Origin of the sequence: Donghicola sp. XS_ASV15 (genome assembly GCF_041224595.1) — a bacterium.
Lineage (GTDB): Bacteria > Pseudomonadota > Alphaproteobacteria > Rhodobacterales > Rhodobacteraceae > Donghicola.
Map to the genome: position 1 here is coordinate 77,833 of NZ_JBGFGN010000157.1, position 15,506 is coordinate 93,338.

Annotated in this window: 14 protein-coding genes; 7 read left to right on the plus strand and 7 right to left on the minus strand. The window is 60.3% G+C overall.

Annotated elements, in window-relative coordinates; genetic code table 11:
• Positions 1-2: 2 nt before the first annotated feature.
• Positions 3-686, plus strand: a complete 684-nt coding sequence (locus AB9K37_RS14830; RefSeq protein ID WP_369840282.1) for a M48 family metallopeptidase — start codon at positions 3-5, stop codon at positions 684-686.
• On the opposite strand, the gene AB9K37_RS14835 is transcribed toward AB9K37_RS14830, so the two are convergent.
• On the minus strand, positions 683-1,222 hold the full coding sequence (locus tag AB9K37_RS14835) for an RSP_2648 family PIN domain-containing protein (RefSeq protein WP_369840284.1): 540 nt from the start codon (positions 1,220-1,222) through the stop codon (positions 683-685). The two genes, AB9K37_RS14830 and AB9K37_RS14835, sit on opposite strands and share 4 nt — an antisense overlap.
• On the minus strand, positions 1,219-2,412 hold the full coding sequence (locus tag AB9K37_RS14840) for an RSP_2647 family RNA methyltransferase (protein WP_369840286.1): 1,194 nt from the start codon (positions 2,410-2,412) through the stop codon (positions 1,219-1,221). Before AB9K37_RS14840 ends, AB9K37_RS14835 begins: the two co-directional genes overlap by 4 nt.
• A gap of 128 nt (positions 2,413-2,540) precedes the next feature.
• On the opposite strand from AB9K37_RS14840, the gene edd reads away from it, so the two are divergent.
• Both edd and eda read left to right on the plus strand, forming a co-directional pair.
• Entirely contained in the window at positions 2,541-4,346 is a 1,806-nt protein-coding gene (gene edd, locus AB9K37_RS14845; protein WP_369840288.1) for a phosphogluconate dehydratase, read from the plus strand.
• A 127-nt stretch (positions 4,347-4,473) separates the two neighbouring features.
• Positions 4,474-5,115: a bifunctional 4-hydroxy-2-oxoglutarate aldolase/2-dehydro-3-deoxy-phosphogluconate aldolase gene (eda, locus tag AB9K37_RS14850; protein WP_369840290.1), complete on the plus strand. Its 642-nt coding sequence runs from the start codon at positions 4,474-4,476 to the stop codon at positions 5,113-5,115.
• A gap of 63 nt (positions 5,116-5,178) precedes the next feature.
• Here the strand turns inward: eda and AB9K37_RS14855 are convergent, their stop codons facing one another.
• Together AB9K37_RS14855 and AB9K37_RS14860 are read right to left on the minus strand one after the other, a co-directional pair.
• Entirely contained in the window at positions 5,179-5,448 is a 270-nt protein-coding gene (locus AB9K37_RS14855) for a hypothetical protein (protein WP_369840292.1), read from the minus strand.
• Positions 5,445-8,240 carry a glutamine-synthetase adenylyltransferase gene (locus AB9K37_RS14860; protein ID WP_369840294.1) on the minus strand — a complete coding sequence of 932 codons (2,796 nt, stop codon included), beginning with the start codon at positions 8,238-8,240 and terminating at the stop codon, positions 5,445-5,447. The genes AB9K37_RS14855 and AB9K37_RS14860 overlap by 4 nt, the downstream gene beginning before the upstream one ends.
• A 68-nt stretch (positions 8,241-8,308) precedes the next feature.
• Here AB9K37_RS14860 and AB9K37_RS14865 point away from each other — a divergent pair, with 68 nt between their 5' ends.
• From AB9K37_RS14865 to AB9K37_RS14880, 4 genes are all read left to right on the plus strand, one after another.
• The gene (locus AB9K37_RS14865; protein ID WP_369840296.1) at positions 8,309-8,776 is read left to right on the plus strand and encodes a YbaK/EbsC family protein; all 468 of its coding nucleotides are present in this window, start codon (positions 8,309-8,311) and stop codon (positions 8,774-8,776) included.
• A gap of 107 nt (positions 8,777-8,883) precedes the next feature.
• Positions 8,884-9,291 carry a DUF2852 domain-containing protein gene (locus AB9K37_RS14870; protein WP_369840298.1) on the plus strand — a complete coding sequence of 136 codons (408 nt, stop codon included), beginning with the start codon at positions 8,884-8,886 and terminating at the stop codon, positions 9,289-9,291.
• Positions 9,292-9,361: 70 nt separating this feature from the next.
• The gene (locus AB9K37_RS14875) at positions 9,362-9,808 is read left to right on the plus strand and encodes an RDD family protein (RefSeq protein ID WP_369840300.1); all 447 of its coding nucleotides are present in this window, start codon (positions 9,362-9,364) and stop codon (positions 9,806-9,808) included.
• A gap of 83 nt (positions 9,809-9,891) precedes the next feature.
• Positions 9,892-10,719, plus strand: a complete 828-nt coding sequence (locus tag AB9K37_RS14880) for an arginyltransferase (RefSeq protein WP_369840302.1) — start codon at positions 9,892-9,894, stop codon at positions 10,717-10,719.
• 92 nt (positions 10,720-10,811) lie between these two features.
• On the opposite strand, the gene AB9K37_RS14885 is transcribed toward AB9K37_RS14880, so the two are convergent.
• From AB9K37_RS14885 to AB9K37_RS14895, 3 genes are all read right to left on the minus strand, one after another.
• Entirely contained in the window at positions 10,812-13,169 is a 2,358-nt protein-coding gene (locus AB9K37_RS14885; RefSeq protein WP_369840304.1) for a TRAP transporter large permease subunit, read from the minus strand.
• 17 nt (positions 13,170-13,186) lie between these two features.
• Entirely contained in the window at positions 13,187-14,077 is an 891-nt protein-coding gene (locus AB9K37_RS14890) for a TRAP transporter small permease subunit (RefSeq protein WP_369840659.1), read from the minus strand.
• Between the two features lie 147 nt (positions 14,078-14,224).
• Positions 14,225-15,313: a TRAP transporter substrate-binding protein gene (locus AB9K37_RS14895; RefSeq protein WP_369840306.1), complete on the minus strand. Its 1,089-nt coding sequence runs from the start codon at positions 15,311-15,313 to the stop codon at positions 14,225-14,227.
• Between the last annotated feature and the right edge of the window lie 193 nt (positions 15,314-15,506).

Sequence of the window (15,506 nt, forward strand, 5' to 3'; positions counted from 1 at the left end):
GCATGATCAAGTTCACACCGATCCTGCTCGCGGCACTGTATGCCTTTGCCATGTACCACTTCAGCGCGTGGCGCACGCGCAAAGAACTGGACATGCGGTCCACCGAATTGGCGGATCGCGGGTTGAAACAACTCTGCGATCAGATGGCCGCCGCTTTGGAACTGCCGCGCATCCGCGTCCACCTCTATGACATCGAACCGGTGAATGGTCTGGCCGCCCCTGATGGGCGCATATTCATCACGCGCGGGTTCTACAAACGGTACAAAGCCGGTGCCGTCACGGCCGAGGAACTGGCCAGCGTCATCGCCCACGAAATGGGACACGTCGCTCTTGGCCATACCCGCAAACGGATGATCGATTTTTCGGGTCAGAATGCGTTGCGAACCGCTTTGGCGATGGTGCTGAGCCGGTTTTTGCCCGGCATCGGCGTGATGATAGCGAATGCGATGGCCAGCATGCTCGCTGCGCGCCTGTCCCGCAATGATGAATACGAGGCTGACGCCTATGCCTCTGCCCTGCTGGTCAAAGCAGGCATCGGCACGGGACCGCAGAAATCCCTATTTCACAAGCTGGATGAACTGACCCAGAGCCGCGCAGGCGTCATGCCCGCTTGGCTGATGAGCCACCCGAAAACCCCCGACCGCATCGCCGCGATTGAGGCCAACGAACGCCGCTGGAACGTTTAACCCAGCCGTTTTCCCAGCCGAGGCATGCGCGCCTTTTTCATCAGGGGGCGGATATCGCGGGGAGCGTCGTCCATGTGTTCAGCGGCAGCGCGGACAGTTTCGACAACCTGCCCCACGGCTTCGGGCGCGTCGTCGCACAAACGCAGCATGAACTGGTCGCTGTCCAGACGTTCGATCCCCTCTTCCGCCAGCGTATGGCGGGGGAAATCCTTGGCGTTCAGGGTGACAATAATGTCCGCGTGCCCTTTGATCGCGGCGGCCAATACGTGCAGGTCGCCACTGTCAGGCAGGTACAAACGCTGCTCGATGTGCTCGAATTCCTGCACAGAAGCTTTCGGGAAGGCACCCCGTAGCAGGGCAATCTCGCCCTCGGCCTGCATCCCGTCGACGGGGCCAGAACGCGCCGCAGCCCGCCGCCATTCCTCTAGGATCCGGTCGGACCAGAGCGGCTGATAGAGGCCGGCTCTCGCAGCCCCGATCAGCACTTCGCGCATCACCGTCGGATAGAGGACACAGGCGTCGAGCAGGACCTTCATACGCGGTAGAACAGCGCTTTGAGGTAGCCGGTCTCTGCCAGTTGCGGCAGCAGGGGATGGTCAGGGCCCGCATAGCCAGTGTAGATCAGCTGACCGGTGCGCCCTGCCCGCCCTATACCGCGGGTACAGGCCCCACGGAACTTCGCCAGATCGGCGGCGTGGGAACAGGAACACAGGCCGATATAGCCGCCCTCTTTAACCAGCGGGGTCGCCAGTCGCGCCACACGTTCATAGGCCCGCAGACCCGCATCCAGCGCCTTTTTCGACGGGGCAAAGGCGGGCGGATCACAGATGACCACATCAAACTGCTCACCCTCTTCGGCCAGCGCTTCGAGCGTCGCAAAGGCATCGCCCTTGCGGGTCGCGAACCGGTCGCCAAAGCCCGACGCGGCAGCCCCCTGCGCTGCCAAGTCCAGCGCCGGAGCTGATCCATCCACAGCCAAAGCCGAGGTCGCACCGCCTGCCAGCATCGCCAGACCAAAGCCGCCCACGTGGCTGAACACGTCCAGCACGCGGCCGCCATTCGCCAGCTGCGCGGCAAAGGCGTGGTTGGGGCGCTGGTCGTAGAACAGGCCGGTTTTCTGCCCGCCCATCACGTCGGCCATATAGGTCGCGCCATTCATGGGTACGGGGATCGGTGCGTCTGGCGCAGTGCCAAGGGTCACCTCGGTCACCTCTTCCAGACCCTCGAGGGTGCGCGCACGGCCCGTCCCGTTCTTGATCACGGTGGTCATGCTGGTCACGTCCACCAGCGCCTGAGCCAGCTCGGCAAAGCGCACATCAGCCCACGCCGCGTTCGGCTGCACCACAGCCACATCCCCGAACCGGTCAATCACGACACCGGGCAGGCCATCGGCCTCGGCGTGGACCAAACGGTAGAACGGCTGATCGTATAGGCGCGCGCGATGCGAATAGGCGCGCTGAAGACGCGCGGTGAACCATGCCTGATCGATCGCAGTCTCAGTGTCGCGGTCCAGCATCCGTGCGATGATCCTGCTGTTCGGGTTCACGGTCACAAGGCCCAAAGGCTTGCGTTCGTTATCCTCGAGCACGGCCAGCGATCCGGCCTCCAGCTTGCGGGTCCGGCGGTCTGTCACCAGTTCGTTGTCATACACCCAAGGGAAGCCGTGGCGGATGGCGCGGGCTTCGGCATTGGGCTTCAGGCGGATTGTGGGGTATGCTTGGGTCATGTGCGCCCTCTACTCCGGTTCCAGTGCTGCGAAAAGATCAATCTGCACAAAGGTTTTACATCGCGCTTCTTGTTAGCGCTAACTTAATTTGATATAGGGCGCCCAACAGGACGCTACAGGAGCTACCCATGCCCTTGAACAATACGATCCACGACGTCACCCAGCGCATCCGCGAACGCTCTGCAGACCGCCGTGCCAAGTACATGGACCAGATGAAGCGTGCCGCCGACCAAGGCCCAGCCCGCGCCCACCTGACCTGCGGGAACCAAGCCCACGCTTATGCTGCCATGGGTGACGACAAAGCTTCTTTGGCCGAGGGCCGCGCGCCGAACATTGGTGTCGTGACCGCCTACAACGACATGCTCTCCGCGCACCAACCCTACGAGCGTTACCCTGAACTGATCCGTCAGACCGCCCGCAAAGTCGGGGCAACTGCGCAGGTCGCAGGCGGCGTGCCTGCCATGTGTGATGGCGTGACCCAAGGCCAGACCGGCATGGAGCTCTCGCTCTTTTCGCGCGACGTTATCGCGTTGGCGTCCGGCGTGGCCCTGTCACACAACACCTTTGACGCGGCACTTTACCTTGGCGTCTGTGACAAGATCGTCCCCGGTCTGATTATCGCCGCGGCCACCTTTGGCCACATCCCCGGCATTTTCCTGCCCGCCGGCCCAATGGTCAGCGGCCTGCCCAACGACGAAAAAGCCAAGGTGCGCCAGCAATTCGCCACCGGCGAAGTGGGCCGCGACAAGCTGATGGAAGCCGAGATGGCAAGCTATCACGGTCCGGGCACCTGCACTTTCTACGGCACGGCAAACACCAACCAGATGCTGATGGAGTTCATGGGTCTGCACATGCCGGGCAGTTCTTTTGTGAACCCGAACACGCCCCTGCGCGACGCCCTGACCGTCGCTGGCGTCGAACGCGCGGCAGCGATCACTCAACTGGGCAACGAATATACTCCGGTCTGTGACGTTCTGGACGAGCGCGCCTTTGTGAACGGGATCGTCGGCCTGATGGCAACCGGTGGCTCGACCAACCTCGTGCTGCACCTGCCCGCAATGGCCCGCGCGGCTGGGGTCGAACTGACGCTGGAAGATTTCGACCAACTGTCTTCGGTCGTCCCCCTGATGGCCAAAGTCTACCCGAATGGTCTGGCAGACGTGAACCACTTCCACGCGGCTGGTGGTCTTGGCTACATGATCGGCGAGCTGCTCGACAACGGCCTGCTGCATGACGACACCCAGACCATCGCCGGTCAGGGCCTGTCGCGCTACACCGAAGAGCCCAAGCTGATCGACGACAGTCTGACTTGGGTCGAAGGGCCCAAAGAGACCCAGAACGACAAAATCCTGCGCCCCGTCGAAACCGCCTTCCAACCCACTGGTGGCCTGAAGCAGCTGGCAGGCAACCTCGGCACCGGCATAATGAAGGTGTCTGCCGTTGCCCCCGAGCGTCACATCATCGAGGCCAAAGCCCGCGTATTCCACGAGCAAGCTGATGTGCGCAAAGCCTTCCAAGCCGGCGAATTCACCGAAGACACCATCGTCGTCGTCCGCTTCCAAGGCCCGCAGGCCAACGGGATGCCGGAACTGCACAGCCTGACCCCGACCCTCGCTGTTCTGCAGGATCGCGGACTCAAGGTCGCGCTGGTCACCGACGGCCGCATGTCCGGCGCTTCTGGCAAGGTACCTGCAGCGATCCACGTCAGCCCCGAAGCGTCTCTTGGCGGACCACTCGCCCGCGTCCGCGACGGCGACCTGCTGCGCGTCGACGCCAAGACCGGCAAGATCGACTGCCTCGAAGCCGATTTCGACACACGCGAGGCCGTTGTCGCCGACCTGACCGCCAACAAGTCGGGCATCGGCCGCGAGCTTTTCGAAGCCTTCCGCCAAAACGTTGGCCTTGCGTCGAACGGCGCAGCGGTCATCGTCTGACACTGCCAACGTCTGCCGCTGGCGACATGAGTATTTGGACAAAGCAGAAAGCCCTGTTTCTTTTTGCCCCAAATACTCCCGCCGGAGGCACGCCACCCCAACCGATTTCGACCCAGAGGACCATTCCATGACCCCCGCAGAAGCCAGCGTTAAATCCCTCGAAATCTGCCGCAAGGCCCCTGTGATCCCTGTTCTGGTGATCGACGATCTGGCCCATGCACGCCCCTTGGCCGAGGCGCTGGTCAAGGGCGGCCTCCCCGTGCTCGAAGTCACCCTGCGCACCCCCGTTGCGCTAGATGCAATCCGCGAGATGGCGCAGGTCGAGGGCGGTATTGTTGGCGCAGGCACTTTGCTCACGCCCGCAGATGTCAAAGCCGCCAAGGAAGCAGGCGCTCTGTTCGGCGTGTCCCCCGGCGCGACAGACATACTGTTGGACGCGTGCGAAGCGGCGGACCTACCCCTGCTGCCCGGCGCGGCGACCGCGTCCGAAGCGATGGCGCTGCTTGAGCGTGGCTACACCGTCCAGAAATTCTTCCCTGCCGAAGCTAACGGCGGCGCCAAAGCGCTGAAAGCCATCGGCGCGCCGATCCCTCAGGTCACGTTCTGCCCCACTGGCGGTGTCAGCCTGAAGAATGCGCCCGACTATCTGGGTCTGGCCAACACTGCTTGTGTTGGCGGCAGCTGGGTTGCCCCCAAAGATATGATGATCGCTGGGGACTGGGACGGCATCGCAGCGCTCGCGCAAGAGGCCGCGCAGCTGCCACGATAGGGCACTCCCGAACAAAACAAAACGCGGTGCTCATCGGGCGCCGCGTTTTTCTATGTCCAAAGCTCAGTCGCGTGGACGCGACCGCCATCCCCCGCGCCTTTTGGGCCTGTCAGAGGTCGCGAGTCCTTCTTTCAGCACTGTGGTCATCGGGTGCTGTGCCTCCTGACCATACCTCTCCAACAGCTGGCCGATCACCTGTTGCAGATCATCCGTCGGCACGCTGAGCGCCCAATCCAGAAAAATGCTACGGCATTCGGCCAGTGTGATCCCGTCAATCCTGTAGGCCTCACGGATCAGGCCTTTGGGGTCATTGGGATCCTTCTCGGTGGTCATGCGGGGGCGTCCTTTGCGCGTGCGGCCAAGACCGCGTCGATGTGTTCTGCTGCAGTGACATAGCCCTCGGACAACCGCTGTTCCAGTTGCGGCATATTTTGGCAATCACAGACGCTGAGCAGAAATTGTTCGCCCCCGCTGCCGATCTTAGCCGGCTCCAATCGACCATCCCCCAAGAGCCGCGTGGCGACCTGCACCTGCCACAGCTGGCGATAGATCTGACACAACGCCCGAGCCTCTGCATCAGTCATCCAACCCAAGGAGCAGGCGGCGGTCAAACCGTCCGCCACACTGCGATTGGCCTGCCCGGAGAGCAACGTTGCCGCTTGGGCAAAGAGTTCGATGTCCTGCATCCGGCCATCACCTACCTTGACGTCCCACAGGCTGGCAGGAGTTTTCGCAGCCCTGATCCGTGCGCGCATGTCAGCCACATCCCGCAAAACGGCGCCTTCGTCCCGTTCTTTGGCGATCAGCTCTTGGCGGAATGCTTCGATATCCTCGGACAATCCTGCACCACCGACGACCACCGCCGCGCGGGTCAGAGCCAGATGCTCCCATGTCCAAGCCTCGGTTTTCTGATAGATCTGGAAGGCGTCCCAACTGGTCGCCACCGGCCCCTGATTGCCCGAGGGCCGCAGGCGCATGTCCATCTCGTATAGACGCCCTTCGGACATCGGCGCGGTCATCGCGGTCACCAAAGCCTGTGTCAGGCGGGCAAAATAGGTCCGAACGTGCAACGGCCGCTTGCCCGTCGACTCCTCGGCGCCTTCGGGATCGTAAATGACAATGACGTCCAGATCCGAAGTCGCCGTCTGCATGCAAGCGCCAAGGCTGCCCATGCCCAGAACCGCCGCGCCGCGACCGGGCGCAGGACCGTGCTTGCGGGCAAACTCTGTCTGTACGGCGGGGAACAGTCCCGCCAAGGTCGCTGCAGCAAGGTCAGCATATTCGTGGCCCGCCTCTTCGGCTGAGATAAGCCCGCGCAACAGGTGCACACCAATTCGGAAATGCCATTCCTTGGTCCAGCGGCGTGTGTCGTCCAGTTGCCGCTCGTAGTCCCCCTCTGCCGCTTGCAGGCGCGACGTCAGCTCTTGGCTCAGCGCCTCCCGCCCGGGCCAAGGATCAAAGAAACTGCCGCCGATCACCCCGTCCAGCACACCTGCGTTGCGCGACAGATACCGTGCCAAAGCTTGCGCTGTGCTGGCGATGTCGACGATCAGATCAACCAGATGCGGATTGGCCTCGAACAGCGAAAAGAGCTGCACGCCCGCAGGAAGGCCGGACAGAAATCCGTCAAAGGCAATCAAAGCCTCGTCAGGCTTCGGAGAGGCACTGAGCTTGGTCAGAATTTCGGGCTTCAATCGCTCAAAAATCTCGACCGCGCGTGCGGAGCGCAAGGCTGGGTATGTTTTCCAGCGCTCCACGATCTCGTGGTCCAGCGTCGCGGCCTCTTCACAGGGTTTGGATGGCGCGTCGGGGGCAAAGAAATCTTCGGTGAGATCATGGACGGCAGAAAGCCTCTCTCGCAACTCTTGCTCCAGCGCGGGTGTGTCCATGTCCATCATCGCCGCGATCCGGTCCAGCTCTTCGGGCGCCGTCGGCAAAGTATGGGTTTGTGCGTCGTTCACCATCTGCAAACGGTGTTCGACCTCTCGGTGAAAGCGATAGTGGCTTGTCAGGGTGTCCGCCACATCGGGGATGATCCACCCCTTCTGGGCCAGCACCTGTAGGCCTGGCACTGTGCCACGAACGCGCAGCTCGGGATCACGCCCACCGGCGATCAACTGGCGCGTTTGGGTAAAGAACTCGATCTCGCGAATACCGCCGCGTCCAAGCTTCATATTGTGGCCAGGCAGGCTGACAGGACCGTGCAGACCTTTGTGGTTGCGGATCGCCAGACGCATATCGTGCGCGTCCTGAATGGCCGCAAAGTCCAAATGCTTGCGCCAGACAAACGGGGTCAAGGTTTTCAAGAACTCGAGCCCGGCGTCGATATCGCCCGCGCAAGGGTAAGCCTTGATATAAGCAGCGCGCTCCCACGTGCGGCCTAGGCTTTCGTAATACCGTTCTGCGGCCTCCATCGGCATGCACACCGGCGTCACACCCGAATCGGGGCGCAAACGCAGGTCGGTGCGAAAGACATAGCCATCCGCCGTATTGTCCGAGAGCATTGCACACATTTTGCGCGTGGCGCGGATCAGCGCCGCGCGGGCGTCAAGGTAGTCATCACGGGTGTACTTTGTCTCGTCGAACAGACAGATCAAGTCGATGTCAGAGCTGTAGTTCAGCTCTCCGGCGCCCATCTTGCCCATGGCCAGCGCCACCATGCCACCCGCCAGTTCCACGTCATCCTCGGTCATGCCGGGCAATTTTCCCCGCCGGATTTCGGCGCCGACGCAGGTTGTCATCGCCAAATGGGTCGCCAGGCCAGCAAAGTCCGTCAGCGCACCCGTCACCTCTTCGAGCGTCCAAACACCCCCTAGATCCGCAAGCGCAGTCAGCAGCGCCACCCGCCGTTTGCCTTGCCTCAGGGCCCCTGCCCGTTGATCGGGCGCGGTTGCCCTTAGCCGATCGAACACTGCGGCCAGTGCACCTTCTGGGTCTGACACAGCCTCCGCAATCCAATCGGTTTCCTTCGCCAGAAGGCCGCGCAGATATGGGCTGCACCCGGCAGTCCCTTCGATCAGGGCGCGGGTCTCTGGCGGCAACATCGGGAACAGAGCAGCCCCTTCGGCCCCACGTTCGGGATTGAAGGGGCGCGGCGTGCGGGTCATACGGGATGCGAATGTCATGAGCGCATGTTTGGGTCTGCCTGAACACCGCGTCAATGGCCCAGATCAAATCCCGAAAGGAGCCCGAAATGAGCAAGAGTCTGAAGCGTGTCCGCCAAGCCCTGATCGACGCCGGTTTCGAGCCTGAAATTCTGGAAATGGGCGAGACACGCACCGCGCAGCAGGCCGCAGACGCTGCAAACTGCCATGTCGATCAAATCGCGAAATCCATCATCTTTCGCGGGGAAACCAGCGGAGAGGCGATCCTCTTTTTGACCGCTGGGGGCAACAAAGTCTGCGCGGACAAGGCGAGCGCACTGGCCGGAGAACCTTTGGGCAAGGCGGATGCTGCCTTGATCCGCAGCCAGACCGGCTTTGCCATCGGGGGCGTTTCGCCTGTTGGACACCTCAACCCGATCCGCGCGTTTTTGGACCCGCGACTCCTAGAATTTAGTGAAATCTGGGCCGCTGCGGGCACCCCAAGGCACATATTTGCCCTAAAGCCGCAGGAATTATTACCCATAAGCGGCGCGCAAACTGCTGATTTCACGGCCTAATCCAAATAATGTAAAAAGTTTTCACATTGCCTCTTGTATTGGGCCGGCTCCATCACGATCTGTTGTAATGTGAAAAGCATTCACATTCACCCTAAACGGAGCACTTCATGTCTACTTTTGCAGATCCAATACCCCAAGAAGCCCGCGGCTGGTTCGCCCGCGCTGAAGCCTGGCTCGATGCCAGAGGCAAAGGCGCATGGATCGCTGCGATGGTCCTGTCCTTCATCTTTTTCTGGCCTGTCGGTCTCGCGCTGCTGGCCTACATGATCTGGAGCAAAAAAATGTTCAAATCGTCCTGCTGTGCAAAACGTCGTTTTGGCCACAACACCCGCTCGTCCGGCAACACTGCCTTTGACGCCTACAAGGCCGACACCCTGCGCCGTCTCGAAGACGAGCAGATCGCCTTTGAAAGCTTCCTTGAGCGTCTGCGCGACGCCAAAGACAAGGCAGAGTTCGACCGCTTTATGGATGAACGCGGCAAGTCCGGCACCGAAGCCGAGACACAGAACGCCTAATCCATTACCATGGGCCCGCCCGCTCCGGCGGGCCCCGACCCAGACCTAATCCGAAACCGGCACCAAACACATGAGCTATTCAGACATCTTGCCCGACCCCGACCGCCACGAAGAACTTTATGCGGACACCCCGACCAAGCGCCTGTTGGCGTGGCTGGTGGATCTGGTGATCGTTGCCGTCCTATGCGCGTTGATCCTGCCCTTTACATTTTTCACCGGGATCTTCTTCTTTCCCGTGATGATGATGGTGATCGGTTTTGCGTATCGCGTCATCACTCTGGCCCGCGGATCCGCCACGTGGGGCATGCGCCTGATGTCGATGGAATTGCGGACCCTGCAGGGCCAAAAGTTTGACCTGCCCACCGCCTTTTTGCACACGCTCGGATACTCTGTATCGTTTGCCGTCTTTCCGCTGCAGATCGTATCCATTGTGCTGATGCTGACCTCATCACGTCGCCAAGGTCTTACCGACCATATCATGGGCACCGTTCCAATGAACAAGACGACGCTATACTGACGTTCGCGTCAGCTATTTGACTGCCCCCTTGGCGCGAGGGGGCGGCGTTGCTATCGTCTGAGGCGAAATCAAAGTGACAGACGATGCGCCATACACCTCCGCTTACACCACAGTTCTACGTGACAGCCCCTCAAAGCTGCCCTTACCTTTCGGACCGCATGGAACGGAAGCTCTTTACTGCGTTGCAAGGAGAGGGCGCTCATGCGCTGAATGATTCCCTCTCACAGCAGGGATTCCGCCGCTCGCAGAACGTGCTGTATCGTCCATCCTGTTCGGATTGCGCCGGATGCTTGTCCGCCCGCATTCGCGTCAGCGATTTTGCGCCGACGAAGAGCCAGTCCAAAACCCTGCGCAGAAATAAGATGCTCGAACGCGAAGTGCGCAGCCCTTGGGCGACAGAAGAGCAGTACGATCTCTTCCGCCGCTACCTGACTGCGCGTCATGCAGACGGCGGCATGGCCGACATGGACATCTTCGAATTCGCCGCGATGATCGAAGAAACGCCGGTCCGCACCCGTGTGATCGAATACACCGACTCGACCGCGACCAATGATGCGCTGACCGCCGTGTGTCTGACCGATGTCCTGCAAGACGGCCTGAGCATGGTCTACAGCTTCTACAAGCCCGAGCTGGCCAATCGCAGCCTTGGCACCTTCATCATTCTGGATCACATCAGACTGGCGCTAGAGCTGGACTTGCCCTTTGTCTACCTTGGCTACTGGGTCCCCGGATCAGAGAAAATGGGCTACAAAGCCAACTTCTCTGGTATAGAACTCTTCCGCAACGGAGCGTGGGAGCCGATGGAGACGCCCGAGAACTATTCGGCTGATCTGCACCCCCTGTCGACAGAGCCGATCTCGGAACAGGTCTCGAACCTGATCCTGCCCAACGTGCGGCCAGTCAATCGCTAAGGGACTCCCGCTTCTTTTTGCCTGAAATACTCAAATTCCAACAAAAAAGGCCCCGCGCAAACGGGGCCTTTTTCTATCTCTCGCCTGACGCCTTATTTCGGCATCAGGTCAGGAACGATGGTCACGATACCCGGGAAGAGCCACAGGATCGCAATCCCGACCACTTGGATCAACACAAAGGGCGCAACACCGCGGTAGATATGGCCGGTCGTCACTTCCCGAGGCGCAACGCCACGCAGATAGAACAGCGCAAAGCCAAAGGGCGGCGTCAGGAACGAAGTCTGCAAGTTCACCGCGATCATGATGGTCACCCATTTGGGATCAAACGACCCACCATAGATCACCGGCCCCACGATCGGCACCACGATGTAAATGATCTCGAGGAAGTCGAGAACAAAGCCCAGCACGAACAGCACCAGCATCACGATCAAGAAGACCGTGAATTCGTTGTCGAAGCTGCGTAGGAACATCTGGATGTAGTGCTCTCCGCCGAACGAAATGACCACTAGGTTCAAGAGCTGCGACCCGATCAGAATGGTAAAGACCATGCTGGTCACTTTGGCCGTCTCGCGCATGACCGGCGACAGAACGCCTGTGCGGAACAGGGTCCAGCATGCATAGCCCACACCAAACACGATGTAGAGGTAAGCCGCATAGGCCAGCGTGAACGCCATCCAAGTTTCGGCCGACACGCTCTCGGTGTTAATGCGCAGGTCAAAGTTGATGCCCAAGATCAGCAGGATAACCGTCGCGAAGGTCGAGTTGATGATGATCTTGCCCGATTTGTTCTCGTCCTTGAGCTTGCGGTAGGCCGCCAGCATCAGAGCACCGACCGCACCGAGCGCCGCAGCGGGCGTCGGGTTGGTGATACCGCCAAGGATCGAACCCAGAACCGCAACGATCAGAACCAGTGGCGGGAAGACCACGCGGATCAACTCGTTCTGACCCAGACGCGCTACAGCCGCTTTCATCGACCACAGCGTCAGCCCGATGGGCAGCGCCATGATAACAAAGGTCATGGTCGCGCTGGTTAGCGGATTGATTAGGACAATGTCTGCCAGAGCAGCCAGCACCAGACCGATGCCACCGATCAGCAGCGGGCGGGGTTCCTGGCTTGGGGCCACACCGCGCGCCAGCATCAGGACGATCCCCAGCATCGCGATCATGATCGACACACCTGTTCCGATCGGTGCTGCTGCAGCAACCTTCTCGGCGCGGGCCGCGTCCATCTCTTCAGGGGTCAAGCGAACGCTCTCCTGCAGACCGCCTGCATCGGTGATCGCTTGGTTTTCAGCAACCGCCGTATCCCATGCCTCTTGGCCGTGCAGCTCGATCATCGAGACCTGACACTCTTCGCTCACGTTGGTCCGCAAGCTTGCCGTGGTGCCCGCGTCGCTAAAGCTGTCGACGGTCACGTCTTGGGTGCCGACAATCCCGAGGTTGCCAAGGATCAGCAGTCCCGCGATCAGCGCGACCGGCAAGCCAAGGAACCAAGTGAAGCCTTCGCTGCGGGTGATGACTTCGCCAGTGCCCGTGTCGCCCATCTGCACCGCAGGCGCTTTGCTCGGGTTGAACAGCGCGTAGCCAAAGGCATAGAGCGCATAGAGCATGGCGAGCATGATGCCCGGCAGCAGCGCCGCTTGGAACAGCGTACCAACAGACACAACCGCAGGCTCACCCAAATAGGTCAGCGCGTCAGAGCAACCGACAGAGCGCGCGCGCTCTTCCTGAGCGGTGGAGTACAGGTCGCCCGCGAGCGTGCCGAGCAAAACAATCACGATCGACGGCGGGATGATCTGGCCCAATGTACCAGAAGCCGCAATCACGCCGGTGGAAAGCTCAGGCGAATAGTTGTTGCGCAGCATGGTCGGCAGCGAGAGCAGCCCCATGGTTACAACGGTCGCGCCCACGATACCGGTCGATGCCGCAAGGAACGCGCCCACAACCACAACCGACACAGCCAAGCCGCCAGGCAGAGGCCCAAAGACTTTGGCCATAGTGGTCAAGAGGTCGTTCGCGATCTTGGAACGTTCCAGCGTGATGCCCATTAGAACGAACATCAGAACGGCCAACAGCGTCTCGATCGATTGACCTGCCAGAACGCGCTCGTTGATACGGTTCACGATGAACGACACGTTGCGATCCAGCGCGGTTTCCCAGCCAGACACAAACACAGGTTCCGCGATCCTTGGAAGATCGGGATATCTAAAGACCGAGATGGAGTCCTGTTTGACCCCGCTGGCCACAAGGGCGTTATAGGCGTCCGACCCAGTGTCGATCGCCTGGTGAATCAGGAGACCCGCGCTATCAAGCGCGGCAATGATACCAAAGGCGATCGCCCCTGCCCCGCCGATGGCGAAGGCAACGGGAAAGCCCGAAAGAATGCCCGAGAACAGGCACAAAAAGACGATGATCAGGCCGATCTCTACGCCGTCTAGTCCGAATAGCATGTCTTATCCGCCTTGAATTAATGGGTGCCTTCGTAGGCTTCTTCGCCTTCACCCAGCGTATCGCGGTCCACAAAGCGGCCAGCGGAGTTCGGGCCTTCTTTGTATTCCAGATAGGAACGCCAGAAGAATGCGCAGGCATGGATGAAGACCATACCAGCGAAGGTCACGAGCAGGATTTTGAACAGGAAGTAGCCGGTGAAGCCATTGGCCGAGAAACCAATGGTTTCTACGTTCCAGCGCAGGGCGCGCGACTTCATCAGCAGGCGGTCCAACTGGTCCGAGGCCGACGGCTTGGGAACGATCAGGTGGCGCCACAGGAAGTACCAGCCGTACATCCACGTGATCACCGCCAAGGGCATCATAAAGATCACCGAGCCGACCATGTCGATGACGCGCTGTACGCGGTGGCTGACTGCCGCGTAGACGAGGTCCACGCGCACATGCCCGCCTTGGACAAAGGTGTAGCTGACGCACATCGCAACAACGATGGCATTCCACAGCTTCAACTCTTCGGACCACCAGCTCACGTCAAAACCGACAGGAATACCAAAGCCCAGCACCACGTCAGGCCGTGCAAAGATCCGCTGCATCAGAACGATGACGGTCTGTTGAAGGACCATGATCAGGCCCGCCCAAGCGGCAAACCGGCCTGCGGCGTTCGCAAATGCCTCGAGACCGCGCACACAGCCCCAGAGGAAGTTATGTTTCCAGACACCGACCGCCGTGATGATCAGGAAGGTGGTGAAAATGACAAAGAAGAATTCAACCGAGCCGCCGTAGTAAACAAAGCGCGACAAGGCCTCTTTGTTCGACCAATCCAGCCAAAGGCTGGGATGCGACACAGCATAGAAGAAATTGTAGAAGGCCATAGCGATGTTGGACAGCGCCCAAACAAGGCCGTCCCACATCGAGAGCAAGGCGCCCCCCAGCCCGATGCTTTCCTGTTCCATGATGTCCCCGAGTATCCCGCTTCGACGCGGGTTAGTTTGCGAACGCGGTGTTCGCACGAAATAGGGCACCGCTCATCAGCGGTGCCCACGATGCAAAGGCAGGAATTAACCGCGGTTCAGAACGCGGTCACGCTGCTGCACATAGCTGCGGTCTGCGCGCTGGAGCCACTCGGAGCTCGCCTTCATCGACTCTTCGAAGCTCGTGCGGATTTCCGCGTACATCGGATCGTCCATGAATTCGTCCATGGCCTGAAGCGCTGCGGTGCCGAACAGATCCCACACGTCGTCGCTGAATTCCATCAGCTTGACGCCTTGGCTCTGAATACGCTTCAGCGCGGCTGCGTTGTTCGCAATACCCTGCGTCAAGCTGTGGGTGGTGGCTGCCTTGGCGGCCTGCTCCATGATGGCCTGCTGGCCGGGTGTCAGGCTGTCCCAGACATCGCGGTTGAACGACACCGACAGAGCCGAGCCCGGCTCGTGGAAGCCCGAGGTGTAGTAGAAGTTACAGACTTCCTGGAAGCCCAGACGCTCGTCCGCAAAGGGACCAATCCACTCTGCACCGTCGATCGCGCCGGATGCCAGAGCCTGATAGATTTCGCCGCCGGGGATCGACTGAACCGATGCGCCGGTCATACCCAGTGCACGGCCACCAATGCCGGGCATACGGAACTTCAGACCGTTGAAGTCGTCTGCCGAGCGGATTTCCTTGCGGAACCAGCCGCCGGGCTGCATGCCGGTCGAGCCTGCGTGGAACGACTTCAGGCCAAAGATTTCACCCAGACCGTCGTACAGTTCCTGACCGCCGCCGTGGTACATCCAAGTCGACAGTTCCTGCGCGGTCGCGCCGAAAGGAACTGCGGTGTAGTAGTAATAACCGGGGTGCTGGCCGCCAAAGTAGTAGTCAGCCGAGTGGTACATGTCCGCTTGGCCCGACGACACAGCATCAAACACCTCGAAGCCGCCGACAAGCTCGCCCGCTGCTTTTTTGTCGATGGTGATCTGGCCATCCGTCATCGCCTGAACAGCGTTGTTGAAGTACACGGCCGCGTCATCAAACACAGCAAAGCCATGGGGGACCGAAGTCACCATGGTCAGAGTGCGGTTGCCCTGCGCGATAGCGGGTGCTGCCAGAGTGCTGGCTGCAGCTGCGGTGCCGCCAATTGCCGAAGTCTTCAGAAAAGAACGACGATCCATATGGTCTCTCCTCCCAAATTCTGCCCAACCTTGCGGCGGGCGGATCGTTATCAAGTGCAGCGACCTTAGTGTCGGAATACCATTTGGCAAATACCAAGTACTACGTAGCGCAGCCATTCTGGCCATATTTCCTGACCAAATTCGACAAATTTTCGGATTCTTAATGGCATGAGTCGCGCAATTTTATTTTGTG